This is a genomic window from Sutcliffiella halmapala, assembly GCF_050107295.1.
Lineage (GTDB): Bacteria > Bacillota > Bacilli > Bacillales > Bacillaceae_I > Sutcliffiella_A > Sutcliffiella_A halmapala_A.
The window spans coordinates 170,605-186,743 of record NZ_JBNIKR010000004.1 but is presented as its reverse complement, the minus strand read 5'-3'; the positions used below and the strand labels follow the sequence as shown (position 1 = coordinate 186,743).

At 43.7% G+C, this 16,139-nt stretch carries 18 protein-coding genes; 3 read left to right on the top strand and 15 right to left on the bottom strand.

Annotation, left to right across the window (positions count from 1 at the left end; all coding sequences use genetic code 11):
* Positions 1 to 77: 77 nt before the first annotated feature.
* From lepA to gpr, 4 genes are all read right to left on the bottom strand, one after another.
* Positions 78 to 1,913 carry a translation elongation factor 4 gene (gene lepA / locus ACQCT5_RS08485; protein WP_499640882.1) on the bottom strand — a complete coding sequence of 612 codons (1,836 nt, stop codon included), beginning with the start codon at positions 1,911 to 1,913 and terminating at the stop codon, positions 78 to 80.
* 169 nt (positions 1,914 to 2,082) lie between these two features.
* The gene (locus tag ACQCT5_RS08480) at positions 2,083 to 2,433 is read right to left on the bottom strand and encodes a DUF3679 domain-containing protein (protein WP_499640880.1); all 351 of its coding nucleotides are present in this window, start codon (positions 2,431 to 2,433) and stop codon (positions 2,083 to 2,085) included.
* Positions 2,434 to 2,457: 24 nt separating this feature from the next.
* Positions 2,458 to 3,645: a stage II sporulation protein P gene (gene spoIIP, locus ACQCT5_RS08475; protein WP_499640878.1), complete on the bottom strand. Its 1,188-nt coding sequence runs from the start codon at positions 3,643 to 3,645 to the stop codon at positions 2,458 to 2,460.
* Between the two features lie 71 nt (positions 3,646 to 3,716).
* Complete coding sequence (gpr, locus tag ACQCT5_RS08470; RefSeq protein WP_499640876.1) at positions 3,717 to 4,880, bottom strand: GPR endopeptidase; 1,164 nt, start codon at positions 4,878 to 4,880, stop codon at positions 3,717 to 3,719.
* Positions 4,881 to 5,142: 262 nt separating this feature from the next.
* On the opposite strand from gpr, the gene rpsT reads away from it, so the two are divergent.
* Entirely contained in the window at positions 5,143 to 5,409 is a 267-nt protein-coding gene (gene rpsT, locus ACQCT5_RS08465; protein ID WP_010196181.1) for a 30S ribosomal protein S20, read from the top strand.
* Positions 5,410 to 5,730: 321 nt separating this feature from the next.
* On the opposite strand, the gene holA is transcribed toward rpsT, so the two are convergent.
* A complete protein-coding gene (holA, locus tag ACQCT5_RS08460) occupies positions 5,731 to 6,756 on the bottom strand; it encodes a DNA polymerase III subunit delta (RefSeq protein ID WP_499640873.1) in 1,026 nt (341 codons plus the stop codon).
* Between the two features lie 334 nt (positions 6,757 to 7,090).
* Here holA and ACQCT5_RS08455 point away from each other — a divergent pair, with 334 nt between their 5' ends.
* Positions 7,091 to 7,225, top strand: a complete 135-nt coding sequence (locus ACQCT5_RS08455) for a YqzM family protein (RefSeq protein WP_204415950.1) — start codon at positions 7,091 to 7,093, stop codon at positions 7,223 to 7,225.
* A gap of 134 nt (positions 7,226 to 7,359) precedes the next feature.
* Here ACQCT5_RS08455 and ACQCT5_RS08450 read toward each other — a convergent pair whose 3' ends face one another.
* From ACQCT5_RS08450 to ACQCT5_RS08440, 3 genes are all read right to left on the bottom strand, one after another.
* Positions 7,360 to 9,678 (bottom strand): DNA internalization-related competence protein ComEC/Rec2, encoded by a 2,319-nt coding sequence (locus tag ACQCT5_RS08450; RefSeq protein ID WP_499640870.1) that lies wholly within the window; start codon positions 9,676 to 9,678, stop codon positions 7,360 to 7,362.
* A gap of 6 nt (positions 9,679 to 9,684) precedes the next feature.
* Positions 9,685 to 10,248: a ComE operon protein 2 gene (locus tag ACQCT5_RS08445; RefSeq protein ID WP_499640868.1), complete on the bottom strand. Its 564-nt coding sequence runs from the start codon at positions 10,246 to 10,248 to the stop codon at positions 9,685 to 9,687.
* Between the two features lie 67 nt (positions 10,249 to 10,315).
* Complete coding sequence (locus tag ACQCT5_RS08440) at positions 10,316 to 10,981, bottom strand: helix-hairpin-helix domain-containing protein (RefSeq protein WP_499640866.1); 666 nt, start codon at positions 10,979 to 10,981, stop codon at positions 10,316 to 10,318.
* An 83-nt stretch (positions 10,982 to 11,064) separates the two neighbouring features.
* Between ACQCT5_RS08440 and comER the strand changes: the two genes are divergently transcribed.
* Entirely contained in the window at positions 11,065 to 11,883 is an 819-nt protein-coding gene (comER, locus tag ACQCT5_RS08435; RefSeq protein ID WP_499640864.1) for a late competence protein ComER, read from the top strand.
* Between the two features lie 159 nt (positions 11,884 to 12,042).
* Here comER and ACQCT5_RS08430 read toward each other — a convergent pair whose 3' ends face one another.
* The 7 genes from ACQCT5_RS08430 to aroE form a co-directional block, all read right to left on the bottom strand.
* The gene (locus tag ACQCT5_RS08430) at positions 12,043 to 12,621 is read right to left on the bottom strand and encodes a cupin domain-containing protein (protein WP_499641178.1); all 579 of its coding nucleotides are present in this window, start codon (positions 12,619 to 12,621) and stop codon (positions 12,043 to 12,045) included.
* Positions 12,622 to 12,740: 119 nt separating this feature from the next.
* Positions 12,741 to 13,493 (bottom strand): class I SAM-dependent DNA methyltransferase, encoded by a 753-nt coding sequence (locus ACQCT5_RS08425; RefSeq protein WP_499640862.1) that lies wholly within the window; start codon positions 13,491 to 13,493, stop codon positions 12,741 to 12,743.
* The gene (rsfS, locus tag ACQCT5_RS08420; RefSeq protein WP_204415961.1) at positions 13,494 to 13,844 is read right to left on the bottom strand and encodes a ribosome silencing factor; all 351 of its coding nucleotides are present in this window, start codon (positions 13,842 to 13,844) and stop codon (positions 13,494 to 13,496) included. It abuts the gene before it with no gap.
* Positions 13,844 to 14,422 carry a bis(5'-nucleosyl)-tetraphosphatase (symmetrical) YqeK gene (gene yqeK / locus ACQCT5_RS08415; protein WP_499640860.1) on the bottom strand — a complete coding sequence of 193 codons (579 nt, stop codon included), beginning with the start codon at positions 14,420 to 14,422 and terminating at the stop codon, positions 13,844 to 13,846. The genes rsfS and yqeK overlap by 1 nt, the downstream gene beginning before the upstream one ends.
* Entirely contained in the window at positions 14,415 to 14,981 is a 567-nt protein-coding gene (locus ACQCT5_RS08410; protein WP_499641176.1) for a nicotinate-nucleotide adenylyltransferase, read from the bottom strand. Before ACQCT5_RS08410 ends, yqeK begins: the two co-directional genes overlap by 8 nt.
* 18 nt (positions 14,982 to 14,999) lie before the next feature.
* Positions 15,000 to 15,299 (bottom strand): ribosome assembly RNA-binding protein YhbY, encoded by a 300-nt coding sequence (gene yhbY, locus ACQCT5_RS08405; protein WP_499640858.1) that lies wholly within the window; start codon positions 15,297 to 15,299, stop codon positions 15,000 to 15,002.
* Complete coding sequence (gene aroE / locus ACQCT5_RS08400) at positions 15,293 to 16,129, bottom strand: shikimate dehydrogenase (protein WP_499640856.1); 837 nt, start codon at positions 16,127 to 16,129, stop codon at positions 15,293 to 15,295. Before aroE ends, yhbY begins: the two co-directional genes overlap by 7 nt.
* Positions 16,130 to 16,139 lie beyond the last annotated feature (10 nt).

The window sequence follows — 16,139 nt, the reverse complement described above, 5'->3', positions numbered from 1 at the left end:
CCTTAATTTATCCCTACAAATTTTTTATGAAAAAATACCGCAGTAGGTCTGCGGTATTTTTCGGCTGAGGCTATATATTACTTTTTCTTCGCAGAATCGTCCATTTTCAGAACTGCCATGAAGGCTTCCTGCGGCACTTCCACAGAACCAACCTGCTTCATGCGTTTTTTACCTTCTTTTTGCTTATCCAAAAGCTTACGCTTACGGGAAATGTCTCCACCGTAACATTTTGCCAATACGTTTTTACCCATGGACTTTATCGTCGATCTGGCAATGATCTTTTGACCGACTGCCGCTTGGATCGGAACCTCGAACTGTTGTCTCGGGATAAGCTCTTTAAGTTTCTCCACGATTATTTTCCCTCTGTCATAGGCAGAATCCCTATGCACGATGAAGGAAAGTGCATCGACTTTTTCTCCATTTAGAAGAATATCCATTTTCGATAAAGCGGAAGGCTTGTACCCAATCAGTTCATAATCAAAGGAAGCATAGCCCTTTGTATTCGATTTTAACTGGTCAAAGAAATCATACACGATTTCTGCCAAAGGAATTTCATATACGATACTCACTCGAATATCATCCAGATACTGCATATCAATAAAGTTACCGCGCTTGTCCTGGCAAAGTTCCATAACCGCCCCAACATATTCATTCGGGACCATTATTGTTGCTTTTACATAAGGCTCCTCGACACGATCAATCGTTTGCGGGTCAGGAAAATTGGACGGGTTATCAACATTGAACGAGTCTCCATTTGTTAAGTGTACCTGATAGATAACGGATGGAGCTGTAGTAATCAAGTCGATATTAAACTCACGCTCAATACGCTCCTGAATGATTTCCATATGAAGCAATCCAAGGAATCCACAACGGAAACCAAAGCCCAGCGCCTGGGAAGTCTCTGGCTCATATTGAAGCGCTGAATCATTCAGTTCCAGCTTTTCCAATGCATCACGAAGATCATTGAACTTTGCGGAATCAATCGGATAAAGTCCGCAATATACCATCGGGTTCAATTTACGGTACCCTGGAAGGGGCTCTGTTGCACCATTCTTTGCACTAGTTATGGTGTCACCCACTCGAGTGTCCCCTACGTTCTTGATTGCAGCTGTCAAGAACCCAACATCGCCGACCGTCAATTCATCAAGCATCAACGCTTTTGGAGTAAATACACCCACTTCATTGACCTCAAACTCCTTGCCGGTTGCCATCATTCTAATCTTGTCGCCAACCTTGACGGTTCCGTTCACGACACGAATGTACGCAACAACTCCACGATATGGATCGAATAGGCTGTCAAAGATAAGTGCTTGCAATGGCGCATCCGGATCACCCTGCGGCGCTGGAATCTTTGCCACCGCTTGCTCAAGGATATCTTCAATCCCTATGCCAGCTTTTGCACTTGCCAAAACAGCATCCGATGCATCCAAACCGATTACATCTTCAATTTCCTGGCGAACTCGCTCCGGCTCAGCACTCGGCAAGTCAATTTTATTGATGACCGGCATGATTTCAAGGTTGTTATCCAATGCCAAATAAACATTAGCAAGCGTCTGGGCTTCAATTCCCTGCGCTGCATCCACAACTAAAATGGCTCCTTCACAGGCAGCCAAGCTTCGAGAAACTTCATATGTAAAATCCACATGTCCCGGAGTGTCGATCAGATGGAAAATGTATTGCTCTCCATCCTTCGCTTTATATTTTAACTGCACGGCATTTAATTTAATGGTAATTCCACGCTCACGCTCAAGGTCCATCGAATCCAAAAGCTGATTCTTCATTTCCCTTTGAGTCAAAGCCGATGTCTTTTCCAAAATACGATCGGCCAAGGTCGATTTACCATGGTCAATATGGGCGATAATGGAAAAGTTTCTGATCTTTGCTTGTCTTTTTAAACGTTCTTCTCTGTTCATCTCTTTCACTCCTACACTTTCGGCAACGTACACTATTTCTGATTATAACAATAGCGTAGGGAAGATTCAATGGTAATCGGTGAAGGGGGGCAATCTGCAAGGGGAGGTTGGTTGAATGTAGCCCCCTGCCCAGTGAACCAAAAAACGGCCCTACATAGGACCGCCCACTCTATTCACTGACTTGCTCTTCGATTTTATCGGCAGCATCGTTCAACAGCCCTGACATCAGGCTGCTCACTCCGTCTGCCAGCTTCTTTCCCATGGAGGAGAAAAAATTGAACCCCTTGATTCCTTCCAGTTTTTCCTGCTTTTCTTTTATATCCTGTGAAGTGATCTCGTTGCCGAGGAATGTACCATTATAGCCTTCAGTGGTCTCGACGACATGAAACGCTTTGCCATCGGAGGGATCGTCATAGCCCTTCATCTTGCGCATGCCCTCATTGGCCTGCTGCATGCCCAAAAGCACTCCAAGAAATAAAACCATTGTAATGAGTCCACTCATGAACAAAAATCTTTTCATCGCACTTTCAGCTCCTATTACACTTTATTGACGTTCTCCCTCTGGAGTACCATCCACTTTTTCAGCATCCCAGTAGATTTCACTGAATACATCCGCAAATACTTCAAGAGTTCTGTTCATCTCTTCAAAAGTATTGTCAACTCCACCGACTTCTATAAGCAGAGAGTTTGGAGATAGATCTTGATTGTAGAGACCGTTACGTGTTGCCACAACCTTAGGGGCAAACAAACCTTTGCTGAGACCTGGATACTTCTCATTTAGTTTCTGATGTATCTTGTTCGCTATTGCTTGATTCTTTTCAAAATTAGGGTTTTTCTTTCCGATTACAAAATATAATTTTGCAAATGATTCACCATTTATATCGATTGTCGTAGCTGCCCTGCGCCCCGAATCCCGATGGATATCTATCAAATAGTTGAGATCCTGGTTACTTGCAATCGCTTCTTGCACGATCGGACGTGTGATGTCATAGGACTTCCCGTATGTCCAACTCTTTTGCTTCAACCCTAAAGCTGTATCTGTTGTATCAATGTCAGTCCCGATTCCTCTATCAATCAGTTCTTGTTGAAGTTTTTCACCGAGTTGTGTGACGTTCACTTCCGGATGACTGGCATGATCTGGATTGGTCACACCCTTCAAATATGGGAGAAACGATTCACGTGAATGGGAATGGTAGATGAAGACCGTCCGCTTATCTCCAGTAGTTTGAGCAGGAGGTGGAGTGGAGTCATTTTCCTCTTCCAATTCCACGACTGAAGCCTCCCTTTCAGCTAACAGCACTTCCATCGGTGGTGAAGATTCCATCGGCATATTCGAATAGTTCACCCCTTCACCAGCCACGAGAATTTCACCATCAAAATGTACGAATCCGGGTATTTCATTTCTTATCAAACTTCTCGGATCATCCAGATTGATGCTGGTTGTCAGCTCAAACAGTGCAGAGCCATAATTTGGCTTCTTCGCCTCCTCCGACAGACCCTGTGTAAAATACGCATTTGTATATCCTAAAATATATAAAAGAGATTCTCCATTCAGTCTTTTGGAAAATTCATTGATAGAACTCGAAGTGACCCTATATTCCGGCTTAAGTGATGTCATTAAACCGGATACCGCAAATACGAGTATGAATCCCAAGATCACTGCTACGATTGCTTTTTTCAAGCTTGTCCCATTTACTGTTACGACGACGTTTGACGAGCGGTAGCCCTTCATGCTTTCACCCTTTCTATGCTAATTGCTACTATGTGTATGCATTAGTGGGAAAGAGTAGAACAAGCTGTCGATTAATGGGTATAGGCGCCTACATTATCCTGGCCAACATGTGCATGCAAGGCTGCATTCAGTCCTTCCGCAATGACATTTGCCATATCGCCGATAAAATCATCCACTTCTTTTGGTGTAACCATCAGGTTATGGCCAAGTGGGGAAAGGACTTCATGGATCAGTCTTCTTTTTTCTTCATCAGGCAATGTCCCGACAAGGCCAAGGAAGTTTTGACGGTGCTCATCTGCAGGCAGATCCTCTTCTGTCAGCTTCCGTTTTTCACCGAAACTCATTCCGGCAGGCACTAGTGATCTTGATGGATTATCGCCTTCACGCATTTCCCTTCCAAAATGTTTCAAAATGAAATCTATTGTATCGCTCGCCATGGATACCGCATCGACAACAGTAGGTATGCCAATCGCGATAACCGGGATTCCAAGTGTTTCTAGACTCAGTTCTTTTCTTTTGTTCCCCACTCCTGATCCTGGGTGAATACCTGTATCGGAAATCTGGATTGTTGCATTAACTCGTTCAATAGAACGGGCCGCCAGTGCATCGATGGCAATGACAAAGTCAGGTTTCGTTTTTTCAACTACCCCGACGATGATGTCACTCGTTTCGATCCCCGTTAACCCCATCACTCCCGGTGTGAGCGCACTTACCGGTCGAAAGCCGTCCTGTACCGATTCCGGCTGAAGGGTGAAAAGGTGTTTTGTAATGAGCAGGTTCTCGCATGTTAGCGGTCCGAGTGCATCCGGCGTCACATTTTTATTTCCAAGTCCAACGACTAGACAACTTGCATCCTTGGATATTTTCATGCCATCCAAAAATGCGCTAAATTCTTTTGCAAAAACCCTTTCCACCTTCTGCTGCAGATCAGTGTCCTGTTGACGGATTGCCGTGGTTTCCAAGGTCAAATAATTACCAGCTTTTTTGCCTGTCATTTCTGCACCTTTTTCAGAGATGGTTACAGTTGTAATGTTAATTCCGTCGGTCTGGCGTTCTTTAACCACCACTCCTTCGATCGCCGTGGAAGGCTGGCCACCAGGCTGAGCGGTTGTGGATCCTCCCGTTTGTGACGTGGTTGATTCCCTTTCCTGTTTCTCCATCGCCATCTGGTTTGCTTCGATTGCCAAATCCGTTCTTACACTATATTGACTTAAATCCAATGATTGATTATTCATAAGGACCTCCAGTATTGCCAAATTTTAGTTTTATTTTTACCTTTTCCGCGCTTTTCATGCATCCAATATTCTTAGGTTCAAATCGGCTTTTTTACGATATTTGAAACAATAATTTCATGGAAGAAACCACTTTCAAGAAAATTACCTTGACTCCCTATTGCATAATCATCATGGATTTGATAGAATATCACTTGTTCTTATAAGTATAGAAATGTCGAGTTTTATATAATCTCGATCGTCGAATTGTATGGAGGTGAAAGATATGCCAAACATTAAATCTGCTATTAAACGTGTAAAAACTAACGATGTACGTCGTGCTCATAACGCTACTATTAAGTCTTCTATGCGTACTGCTGTGAAGAAAGTAGAAGCTTTTGTTGCCAACAACGATGTTGAAGGTGCCAAAACTGCTTACTTAGAAGCTGCGAAGCGTTTAGACAAAGCTGCTCAAAACGGTATCATCCACAAGAATGCAGCAAACCGTCAAAAATCTCGCCTAGCGAAAAAAGTAAACGGCGCTACTGCCTAATGAAAGACGATCCACTTGGGTCGTTTTTTATTTTGGGCTTTTTTTCACTTGGCTTCCCACACAACAGTGCTTGGCCCCTCCACCAACCACCCAACCTCTCTCTCCCCAAAACAAAAAAAGAGGGGCCTGGCACTAATAAGTCCCATCCCCCACATATACCAATCCAAAAACAAAAACAAAACACAACTTTCACCACAACACCAGTGCCTGGCCCCTCCAACCACCACCCAACTCTCTTTTCCCAAAAACAAAAAAAGAGGGGCCTGGCACTGATAAGTACCATCCCCCACCTAATCCAATTCGAAGTCAACCACTCCAAAACTATTTCACCGGTGCCAGCTTCAGCAGAAGCATCTCAATCGCCAGCTGTTTGTCCACTTTCCCGCTTTTCATTTCATAATCGGCTTCCGCAAGGTCCTGGATCATCCGCATCAGTTCATTTCGAGAGAAGTAGCGGCTTTGTTGCGCTGCCAGTTTCACTCTGTACGGATGCACCCGAAGAATGCCCGCCATTTTCTGTTGGCTGTAGCCTTGTTCACTCAAATCCTTCACCTGATATAACAGTCTGAATTGCGTGGAGATCAGGGCGAGCAGCTTGATCGGCTCTTCATTGTTACGGATCAATTCGTAGAAGATTGCCAGTGCCTCATCAATTTTACGATGCACCATTTTTTCGATCAGCTCGAAAATGGTATGCTCGATCGATTTGGCTGCCAGAAGCTTTACTATCTCCACAGTGATTGTCTGTTCAGCCGCTCCGATATACATCGCCATTTTGTTGATTTCCTGTGCCAGGACGGAAAGGTTCACTCCCGCAATCTTCAGCAGTTCCTCCGCTGCATCGTTTGCAAGCACAGCCCCGTTCTGCTCCGCCCTATCCTTCATCCAGGCCATCAGTTCCCTTTCGCCGAGAGGTTGTCCTTCGATGACTTCCGCTAAAGATTTCAACTGCTTCACGATTTTCTTGCGCTCGTCCAGCTTTTCGTATGGCGCATGAATCACAAGAATGGTGTAAGGTGCTGCCTGCTGTATGTATGACAAAAACCGATCCGTATTGTGCTCCATCTTGCTTTTGCTTTTTTCTCCTGTTAGAAAGAATGGATTGGTGAGCACCACCACTCTCCGCTCTCCCATAAACGGCAGGGTTTCCGCATCTTCAATCGCGATATCCACCGGCTGCTCTTCCATATCATAATAGGACAAATTGAAGTCATGCTCCTCCGGTTCAAGGGCATGATTGATAATGCTGTCCCGCACTTCTTTTAATAAAAAACCTTCCGTTCCTAATAATAAGTAGATAGGCGCAAAATGTTTTCCTTTTATTTTTTTCAATGCTTCAAATCCCATAGAATTGCTCCCGTCAGTTTTCGTTACTATCCTATCGTACATGAGGAAGCGCGGTGCTGACAAGTATAGAAAAGGCAAACAGAAAAAACGTCTATAAAAGTCAAAGGAGATTAGTTTCGACTGTAAAAACTAATCCCCATTTTATATGAACGTCAACGAAGCGAGCCCCAGGTAACTCACTAGTTGACGATTGACCCCTCGGGTGTAATACTATGTTCTCCCGTTATTTCCGAACTATTTGTGACAACTCTTGTCAAAGGTGGAAAAGCATATTTGTTAGGTAGATTTTTTTTAATGAATAGCTTATACTAATGAATGATAAGGAGGGATACTTATGAACGAATTTGAAAAAAGCGTCCAAAGTAAACGTAACGATGCAGTTGATTCTGGTGTCGGTTTTGTCGTATCCTTCGGCTTTTTCGCAACGATTTTTCTAATGGGAACCCTTATACAGTACCTAGGATCTTAATTACGGTTTTATACATACCGTAGTGATTCTTTCTCAAAGCTCGTTGTGGAAAGAATGAGGATAAAACTCAAAGCTTCGTCTTAAAAGAGACTGCTGATAATTGGCAGTCTCTTTTTCATTTCTTCTAATGTATCCTATGGTAATTGGGTGAAAAACGTTCCTCCGTGTTTTGTAAAAATATACACGATGGCGCCTTGTTCATCAGTTCGGAAATAAATAGAACCTGCACTTTCCAAACGCTCCAACACCTCTGCATGAGGGTGCCCAAACCGGTTGTTCCGACCTGCTGAAATCAGAGCATAATCAGGCTCCACCCTATCCAGAAAAGGTGCCAGGCTGGACGTACCGCTGCCGTGATGCGCTGTTTTCAGAACATCCGCTTTCAGTTGTGGATAGTTTTGCAAAAGATCCCGTTCCCCAGCTTCCTCAATATCCCCTGTAAACAGCCAGGAAAGCCCGCCAAACTCTGCGTATATAACGATCGAACCGTCATTTTTGTCCTTATATACCTTGGATGGATGCAAAAACTGAAAAGAAGCATCCCCTGCTTCCCATCCAGACGTCCCATCTACCTCCATTACGTTCAACTTTCTTTTCAATGCTTCTGCAATGACCTCCCGTTCCATTTCACCCCCACCTCTCCCAAAACCCACCGGGACAAAAATATCCTTTACTCTTATCTCCTTCAGCAGGCTCGGAGCATTGCCGATATGATCATAATCCCCATGCGTCAAAAATAGTTTATCCAGCTCTCTTATCCCTTCGGCTTTCAAAAAAGGGACAAGAATTCTTTTTCCTCCATCAAAATCTGCTCTTCGCTTTTCCCACGCCTCCACCTCAAACCGGAAAACCCCTCCCGTATCAATCAGGTACGTCCCGCGGTTGTGGGGCAGCCTGATATAGATGGCATCTCCCTGCCCGATATCCAGTACCACGACTTTGCCTTCCCATTGGAAAAAGCCGATATTCCAGTGAAAAACAAAGCAAATCAATAGGGCGCATATGGCCTTCAAGCTTCTTTTGATGGTGGTTGTGGTTTCCATTTTGAAAAAGAAAAAAACAACCGATAGAATATATCCAACCATCAAAAAATGCGGTGGCCTTCCGAATACGAGAGAACCAAAGGAAAAACTGGCGACCTTTTCGGCTAGACCATTCATAAGAAGCAACGGGTACTTCAACAGCGGAAGAATCATGGGTACAAAATCAGGTAATAGCAAAAGGCAAAAGAAAATGAAAAAAGAAAGCGGTAATACAAACAAAGAGAAGAACGGGATAAAAATGAGGTTCAAAAGTGGACTCCATAAGGAGAATTGAAAGAAGTGATAAAGGATGATTGGCAGCGATGCAAGTTGTGCTACTAAAGAAACGTAAAGCAATTGAAAACCTTTATGTCCGATTGAATTCAGTCTTTTGGCAGAAAGCAGCAAACTAAGACTGACGATGAAGGAAAGCTGAAATCCAATATGATAAAGGTAATAAGGGCGGATCAATAGGATGGTCATGCATGCTACTCCAATGGAATCGATGGATAGGAACCTTTTTTTCATCATCAGGTACAATAGCACCACACCGGTCATCATGGCAGCCCGCATAACAGATGGAGCCGCTCCGGCAATGATGACGTACATTGGGAGAAACAGAAGAAGCGTAACATTCATGAATCCTCTTGTAGCACCAAGTCTGATCCCAATAAGAAAAACTGCTGCTGTTATCACCCCTACGTGAAGGCCTGAAATTGCCAGCAGATGGACAAGACCCAACAACTGATATGCTTCGAGAATCTCTTCATCCATATAGTCTCTTTCTCCAAATATCAAACTGATCATGAGTCCCGATATCGGCTGTTCCACTTTGTCATGGATCAGTTGCATACCTTTTACTCTCCATATCTTCAAGGTCGTTAGAATGCTTGGGGGAGATGGCGACATACAATCTGAAGGAGCATCAATTAACGTGAGGGTCCAGTGAATGTGCTGGTGATAGAGAAATTGCTTGTAGTCATAGGCATGAGGATTTGTTGGAGGCAAGGGTTCTTTTATCATTCCGGTAAAATTGCAACGGTCTCCAATTTGGAGTGACGAGTAGCTCTGCAACTCCGTTTCCGTCTGCATGTAGTACTCAACAAGAAGGGGTTCCTCTCTTATGTTGATTTGGAAGGATATTTTATTTCCATCGCGGGTAATCTGTTGGGTTATCTCTCCAGAAAACTCTGTATTGTATTCCGTAAATTGTGAAGTATTTGTCCGGTCTGAAATGGTGGTATATACGGCAAAACCAATACCAACTGTCAAAGCAGTCCAAACCAATCCGGTTCTCTTCATACCGAACCATATCCAAAGAAGAAAACAACCGGATAAAGCTAGCAGTCCCCAGTGAAACGAAAAACCGGAGACTGCAATGCCTAAACAACTGGAAATGGCAAGATAGGCAAAATTACCTGTTTGTTTCATGAGAGCCTACACCCTGGAGCTAAACAAAAAATCAGCCTTTTCATGCCACTCTTTGATTTCTTCCACTGATGCACCGGACTGTTCCAGTTTACCTATCAATTCAGAAATGAATTTCAGCTTTTCCGGATCATTTTGACCGAGATCGTGGAACTCCACATATTGAACCCGGACTCCCGCCTGATCAAACATTTCCATCGCATAAGGGTGATTCTTATAGTCCATGGCATAATAGACCGTTTTTATTCCTGCTTGGATAATGGCTTTACAGCAATGCAGACATGGAAAATGCGTGATATAGATTTCAGCACCCGTTGTCGGCACCCCAAACTTGGAACATTGGAGGAGTGCATTCATTTCAGCATGGATGGTCCTCACACAGTGGTTATCGATCACATAGCATCCTTCATCTATACAATGGGTTCCGCCGGCAATGGACCCGTTATAACCGCCTGCTATGATACGCTTGTCCCGAACAATGGTAGCGCCGACAGTCAATCGTGTACATGTGCTGCGTAATGCGAGCAAATGGCTTTGCGCCATGAAATATTGATCCCAAGATATTCTAGCCATAAATAAACCCTCCAGCTTCAAATTTACAATAAGTATAGTGTATCGACTTATCCAGTGCCTCGTCAATTTAATTTGTCGTCGTAATGTCGTCCCGTATTTTTTCGAGCGATTTCTCTCCGATCCCAGTTACATTCAGCATCTCATCAACCGACTTGAACAATCCGTTTTCTTCACGATATTCGATGATGGCATTAGCTTTTGATGGTCCGATCCCAGAGAGTGTGGTAAGCTCTTCTACTGTTGCGGTATTAATATTCACCTTACTTTGACCCGGCTCTTTGCCATACTCCGGACTAGGCGTCTCCAGAAGTGATAGTTCCTCCACGTCTTCTCCCTCTTCCGGGACATAAATCACCATTTCATCCACAAGCAAGGCAGCAAGATTCACCTTTCTCGTATCGGCACTAGCCAAAAAGCCTCCAGCTTTGTCTACAGCGTCAATGATGCGCTTTCCATTTGCCAGTTCGTACACACCGGGAAGCTTTACTGCGCCTTTTATATCAATCAGGACTGTTGCGGGTGGGAGATGTACTTCTTTTTCACTTTCAAAATCCGTTTCGATACTCTCGTCCACCTCACCTCCCTCCTCATCCACTACGAGTTTTTGGAAAGCTTTTGGTTCGGTTGTCTGAGAAGCCGGAAACAGTCTAGGCCAGAGGATGAACACGAGCGCAATGACACCTATTGCACCGAGCATCCATTTCTTTTTATGAAGATATAGGAATTCTTTCACAGGGGTTTCACCTTCTATTCATAATTTTTTCAAAAAAAACATATAGTGTATGAGAAACTTTTTGGATGAAGGAGGGCATGAAAGTGAAAATTGGAATCATCGGGACCGGTAATATGGGAAAGATATTAATCGAAGCATTTATCGAAGCTGGCGCAGTACCTCCTGAAAATATGACGATAACCAATCGAACATTAAAGAAGGCGTATAGCATTCAGAGCCTATACGAAAATATAGTGGTAAAAGAAACAGCAGAGGAAGTTGTGAAAGCTTGTGACATCATATTTCTTTCAGTCAAGCCTTTGGATATTCACCCCCTTTTATTGAAAATAGATCACTTACTGACGAAGGATAAATGTGTAATCTCCATTACTTCGCCTGTGTCGGTGAAGCAATTGCAAACTCTCGTTTCCTGTCAGGTGGCACGTATTATTCCAAGTATTACCAACCGGGCTCTCTCCGGAGTTACACTCATGACATTCGGTGATGATTTAAATCAGGAGTATCAGGATTATCTGACAGAAATCTGTGCAAAGATTTCCAAACCAATTATCATAAGCGAAAATGTGACAAGAGTGGCTTCAGACATTGTCAGCTGCGGACCGGCATTTTTCAGCTATCTTCTGCAACGGTTCATTGATGGGGCAGTGAGTGAAACCGAGATTACCAAGGAACAGGCTACCGCACTGGCAAGTGAAATGATAGTCGGTATGGGAAAACTATTGGAGAAGAACCTTTATACGTTACCTACCCTGCAGGCAAAAGTGTGTGTAAAGGGTGGAGTAACAGGAGAAGGAATAAAGGTACTGGAAAATGAGCTTGGTGATGTATTCCACCATTTGATACAGAAAACCCACGAGAAGTTTGATGAAGATTTGTGCGAGGTTAAAAAGCAGTTTCACTAACGTATTCGACTTGTTCGACAGAATTCCTTTTTCTTTTGCAAAATTCTCGAAAAAAAATCGATGATGAAAAACCATCCTTGGAACTGCCGTCAAAGGATGGTTTTTCAGGTTAGTAGTAGTTCATTTTTGTTTCAGATTCCCCTCCACCACGCTTTGGAGTCAATAGCCTTCCTCAGCAGCCATAGCATCAGCTTTGGTAGGATGAACAGTACCAAATGGATGATTAGGAGGTGCGTATATCGAGTAAAGTTTTAGCGGAGTATTGCCAGTGTTGGTTAGGTTATGCCATGTACCAGCAGGGATTATTATTGCAGAATCGTCATATACATTTCTTTGAAAGTTTAAATCGTCTTTACTCTTGCCCATTTGAACAATCCCCTGTCCTTGCTCAACGCGCAAGAATTGATCAACGTCCGGATGCATTTCCAGACCGATATCCTCTCCTGGATTGAGACTCATCAAAGTAAGTTGCAGATGGGTTCCTGTCCATAGAGCTGTACGATAAGTATTGTTTTGCTTTGTGGCTTCATTAATATTTGCCACAAAAGGATTGGGTCCATAATCTTTCAACAAAATTCTTGAATCACCGTGGATGTAGCCAAACGAGTCATAACGATATGAATGCCCTATCCCAGGGGTATTCCTGTAAACAGGCTGTTTGCCATAGTTATACATAGGTGCATAAACATAATAAGGATTTGGATATTGGTATCGAATCAAATTAGGGTCATAGTACATTTTTTTCATTCCCTTCCCAGTTTATAAAATTATCCTATGCACCGGTAAAGGGAATGTACTTTATCTACAACAAAAGCCTATCAAATCGGAAAATTTGATAGGCTCTTTTGCTTGTACATCTATAACTTCCTTGCAGCAAAAAATACTCTCTCTGCCTGATCTGCGAGGTTTTCCAAGGAGAAATCGCCTGTAACAGATAACAGTTCAAAGCCCGCCTCCTTCAGCCATTTCTTATAGAGCTCCACACTATGTGTACGCTGATAATGCACTTCGTCAAAGCGGGAATAAAGGCCGGTTTCCTCTTCCAGGACGAAAAAGCTCAGTTCATGCTCCACACTGTTCGCTTCTTCCCCTGCATAGCAGTTCCATATGTAGGACACTTCTTCCTCAGCATTTGTAAACGTGCTATTTATAAAGATTTGGGACATTTTATAAATGGAATGAACATCAAATAAAAGGAGTCCGCCTTCTTTAAGCTGGCTTGAGACCGCCTTGAATGTATCCTGAACCTCTTCTTCTGTTTGCAGATAATTGAGGGAGTCACAAAAGATGGTCACGCAGTCCGAGCCAGTAAAGCCATCAAGCTCCGTCATATTCTGTTCAAAATAGGGTATCGCCACACCCGCTTGTACAGACTTTTCATGCGCCACCGCAAGCATGCTTTCGGACAGGTCCACCCCGGAAACCTCCCACCCCTCTTTTGCAAAACGGATGGTCATTTCCCCGGTCCCGCACCCTACATCCACGATGGAAAAGTCCGATTCCCCATTCGCATAGCGATCCTTTACGCTTTTGACGTATTCCACCCATTGATCATACGGGACGTCCTCCATCAAATGATCGTAAATGAAAGCAAATTGACCATAAGCCATTTACGTCAGCTCTTTAAGTACGTCTTCGCGTGGTGCATCTCCCCAAAGGCGCTCCAGGTTGTAATAGCCGCGCTCATCCTTATGGAATACATGGGCAACTACATCCCCAAGGTCAACAAGGATCCAGCGCGCCTCATCGAAGCCTTCCATTCTGCGGACATTTTGGCCCTGCTCTTCTGCTGCTTCCTTGATCGCTCTGGCAATCGCTTGTACCTGTTTGTCGGAGTTACCATGACAAATCAAGAAATAATCCGAAACAAGGGAAATCCCCTTCATATTCAATGCTACCAATTCTTCTGCTCTTTTATCATCTGCCGCTTGTGCAGCAAGTTGTAATAATTCTTTTGACATTAACTTAACTTCCTTCCTTTTACTTTCATAGTCATATCATTATAAGCGTGAAATGTATCCGGGTATACAGGCTGATTCCGCTTCAACAGATAGGAGATCGTATTTTTCATCGCTTGTATCATTGCTATATCAAGGCTTACTTTGGCAGTTTCCCGTACCTCTTCCACTCCTGGAAAGTCACGGCCAGGCTCAATATAATCCGCTACATAGAGGACTTTATCAAGCGTAGTCATATTTATTTTTCCAGATGTATGGCATTTTATTGCCTCTAAAACATCTTTATCTGTTATGCCCACTTCTTTTTCCACCAAAAAGGCACCAACTGGAGCGTGCCAAAGTTCATCATGGTGTAGAAGGAGATCCTGCGGCATATTTTGCTCAAGGATGATATTCCGCATTTCTTCCTTATCACGAAACTTGGCATAGTCATGGAAAATCGCCGCAAGCTCCGCCTTATTTTCGTCCACACCATATTTTTTTGCTAGCTCGATGCTTGTATCCATCACGCCGATGGTATGGATATAGCGGCGTTCCGTTAGTTTTTCCCGTACAATTCTCAGCGCCTTGTCCCTATTCATATAGCTTTTTCTCCTCTATAATTCGTCGGACCTGCTCCGGCACCAAATAGTGGGAGGACCTGCCCTCCTTGACACGCTGTCTGATTAGCGTAGAGGAAACCTCAAACTGCGGTGTTTCCACTTCGATGACAGGAAAGGCGGTTTCAATGGAATAGCCCGGCCTTTTTACACCTACGAATTTCACCAGCTTAACCAGTTCCTTTATTTTATGCCATTTTGGCAGGTATTCCACCATATCGGCTCCAATGATGAAATGAAAATCAATTGTCGGATGTTTTTCTTTCAACAATAAAATGGTGTCATAAGTATAGGATGGTCCCTCTCTCTCCAGTTCAATCGTTTGCAACAGAAAAGTGGGCCTATCATCAATTGCAGCCTTTATCATTTCGATACGATGCTCGGTGCTTGTGATGGAATCCGACTGTTTATGCGGGGGGATATGGTTAGGCATGAACCACACTTCATTCAAGCTTAAACAATGCTGTACATCATTTGCTATTAAAAGATGACCAAGATGGGGAGGATCAAAGGTGCCTCCCATAATGCCTACTTTTTTCACCATATTCCCTCCCATATATTATCTGGATTTTGGCAACTCAATCTGTTTGTTTTCTCTGGACTCCTTGTAGAGGACAACAGTATTACCGATTACCTGAACAAGCTCTGCCTTTGTTCCTTCTACAAGCTCACTCGCTACTGTATTTCTGTCGTCATCACAGTTTTGGAGAATGCTTACCTTTAATAGCTCTCTTACTTCAAGGGCTTCTGAGATTTGTTTGGTCATATTTTCATTTACTCCACCTTTTCCTACTTGGAAAATTGGATCAAGATGATGTGCTGCAGCACGTAAAAATCTTTTTTGTTTACCTGTTAACATGATGTTCCTCCTAGTCGTTCTGTTACTAATGTTTCCATCCTCTCCACATCCGGTACATTTCCTGTCCAGTGCTGAAAGGCTAGAGCAGCTTGATACACAAACATTTGCACACCGTTTTGGACAACTGCTCCTTTTAATCGTGCTTCCTTTAAAAGTTTCGTTTCTAAAGGATTATAAATAATGTCACTAACCACTGCATTATCTTTCATTGTCGTAAGTGCAATCGGCGTTTCCTCCACATGAGGATGCATTCCTACAGATGTGGTCTGGACAATGACATCATACATCGGAAGACTCCGGACAGCTTCTTCCATCTTTACAGCGCGGCATCTGTCATGGAAGGAAAATTCCTGGATTAGACTGATCGCTTTGCTTGGAGTGCGGTTCAATATATCCGCCGTGACCCCGGGCTCCTGAACAAGTGAATAAATAATAGCCCTTGCCGCGCCACCCGCACCGATGATGAGGATTCGCTTACCATTAGTTGGCGTTACTCTCTTTAACGCTTCCACGAACCCCGGGCCATCCGTGTTATACCCTTTCAATATCCCGTTCCTATGGACTACCGTATTGACAGCCCCTATCCTCAGGGCATGTCCGTCCACTTCGTCAAGCATTGGAATAATGGCTTCCTTATGTGGAATCGTCACATTGAAGCCGGATACTCCGAGGGCTTTCATCCCTCTTACTGCATCTTCGAGGTCATTTGGTTCCACATGGAAGGCATGATAATTCGCATCCATTCCAAGATGAAGAAATGCATCATTATGAATAAGTGGAGACATGGTTTGCTGTATCGGACAGCCTATCACCCCGTAAAGCTTCTTCATCAGGACCACC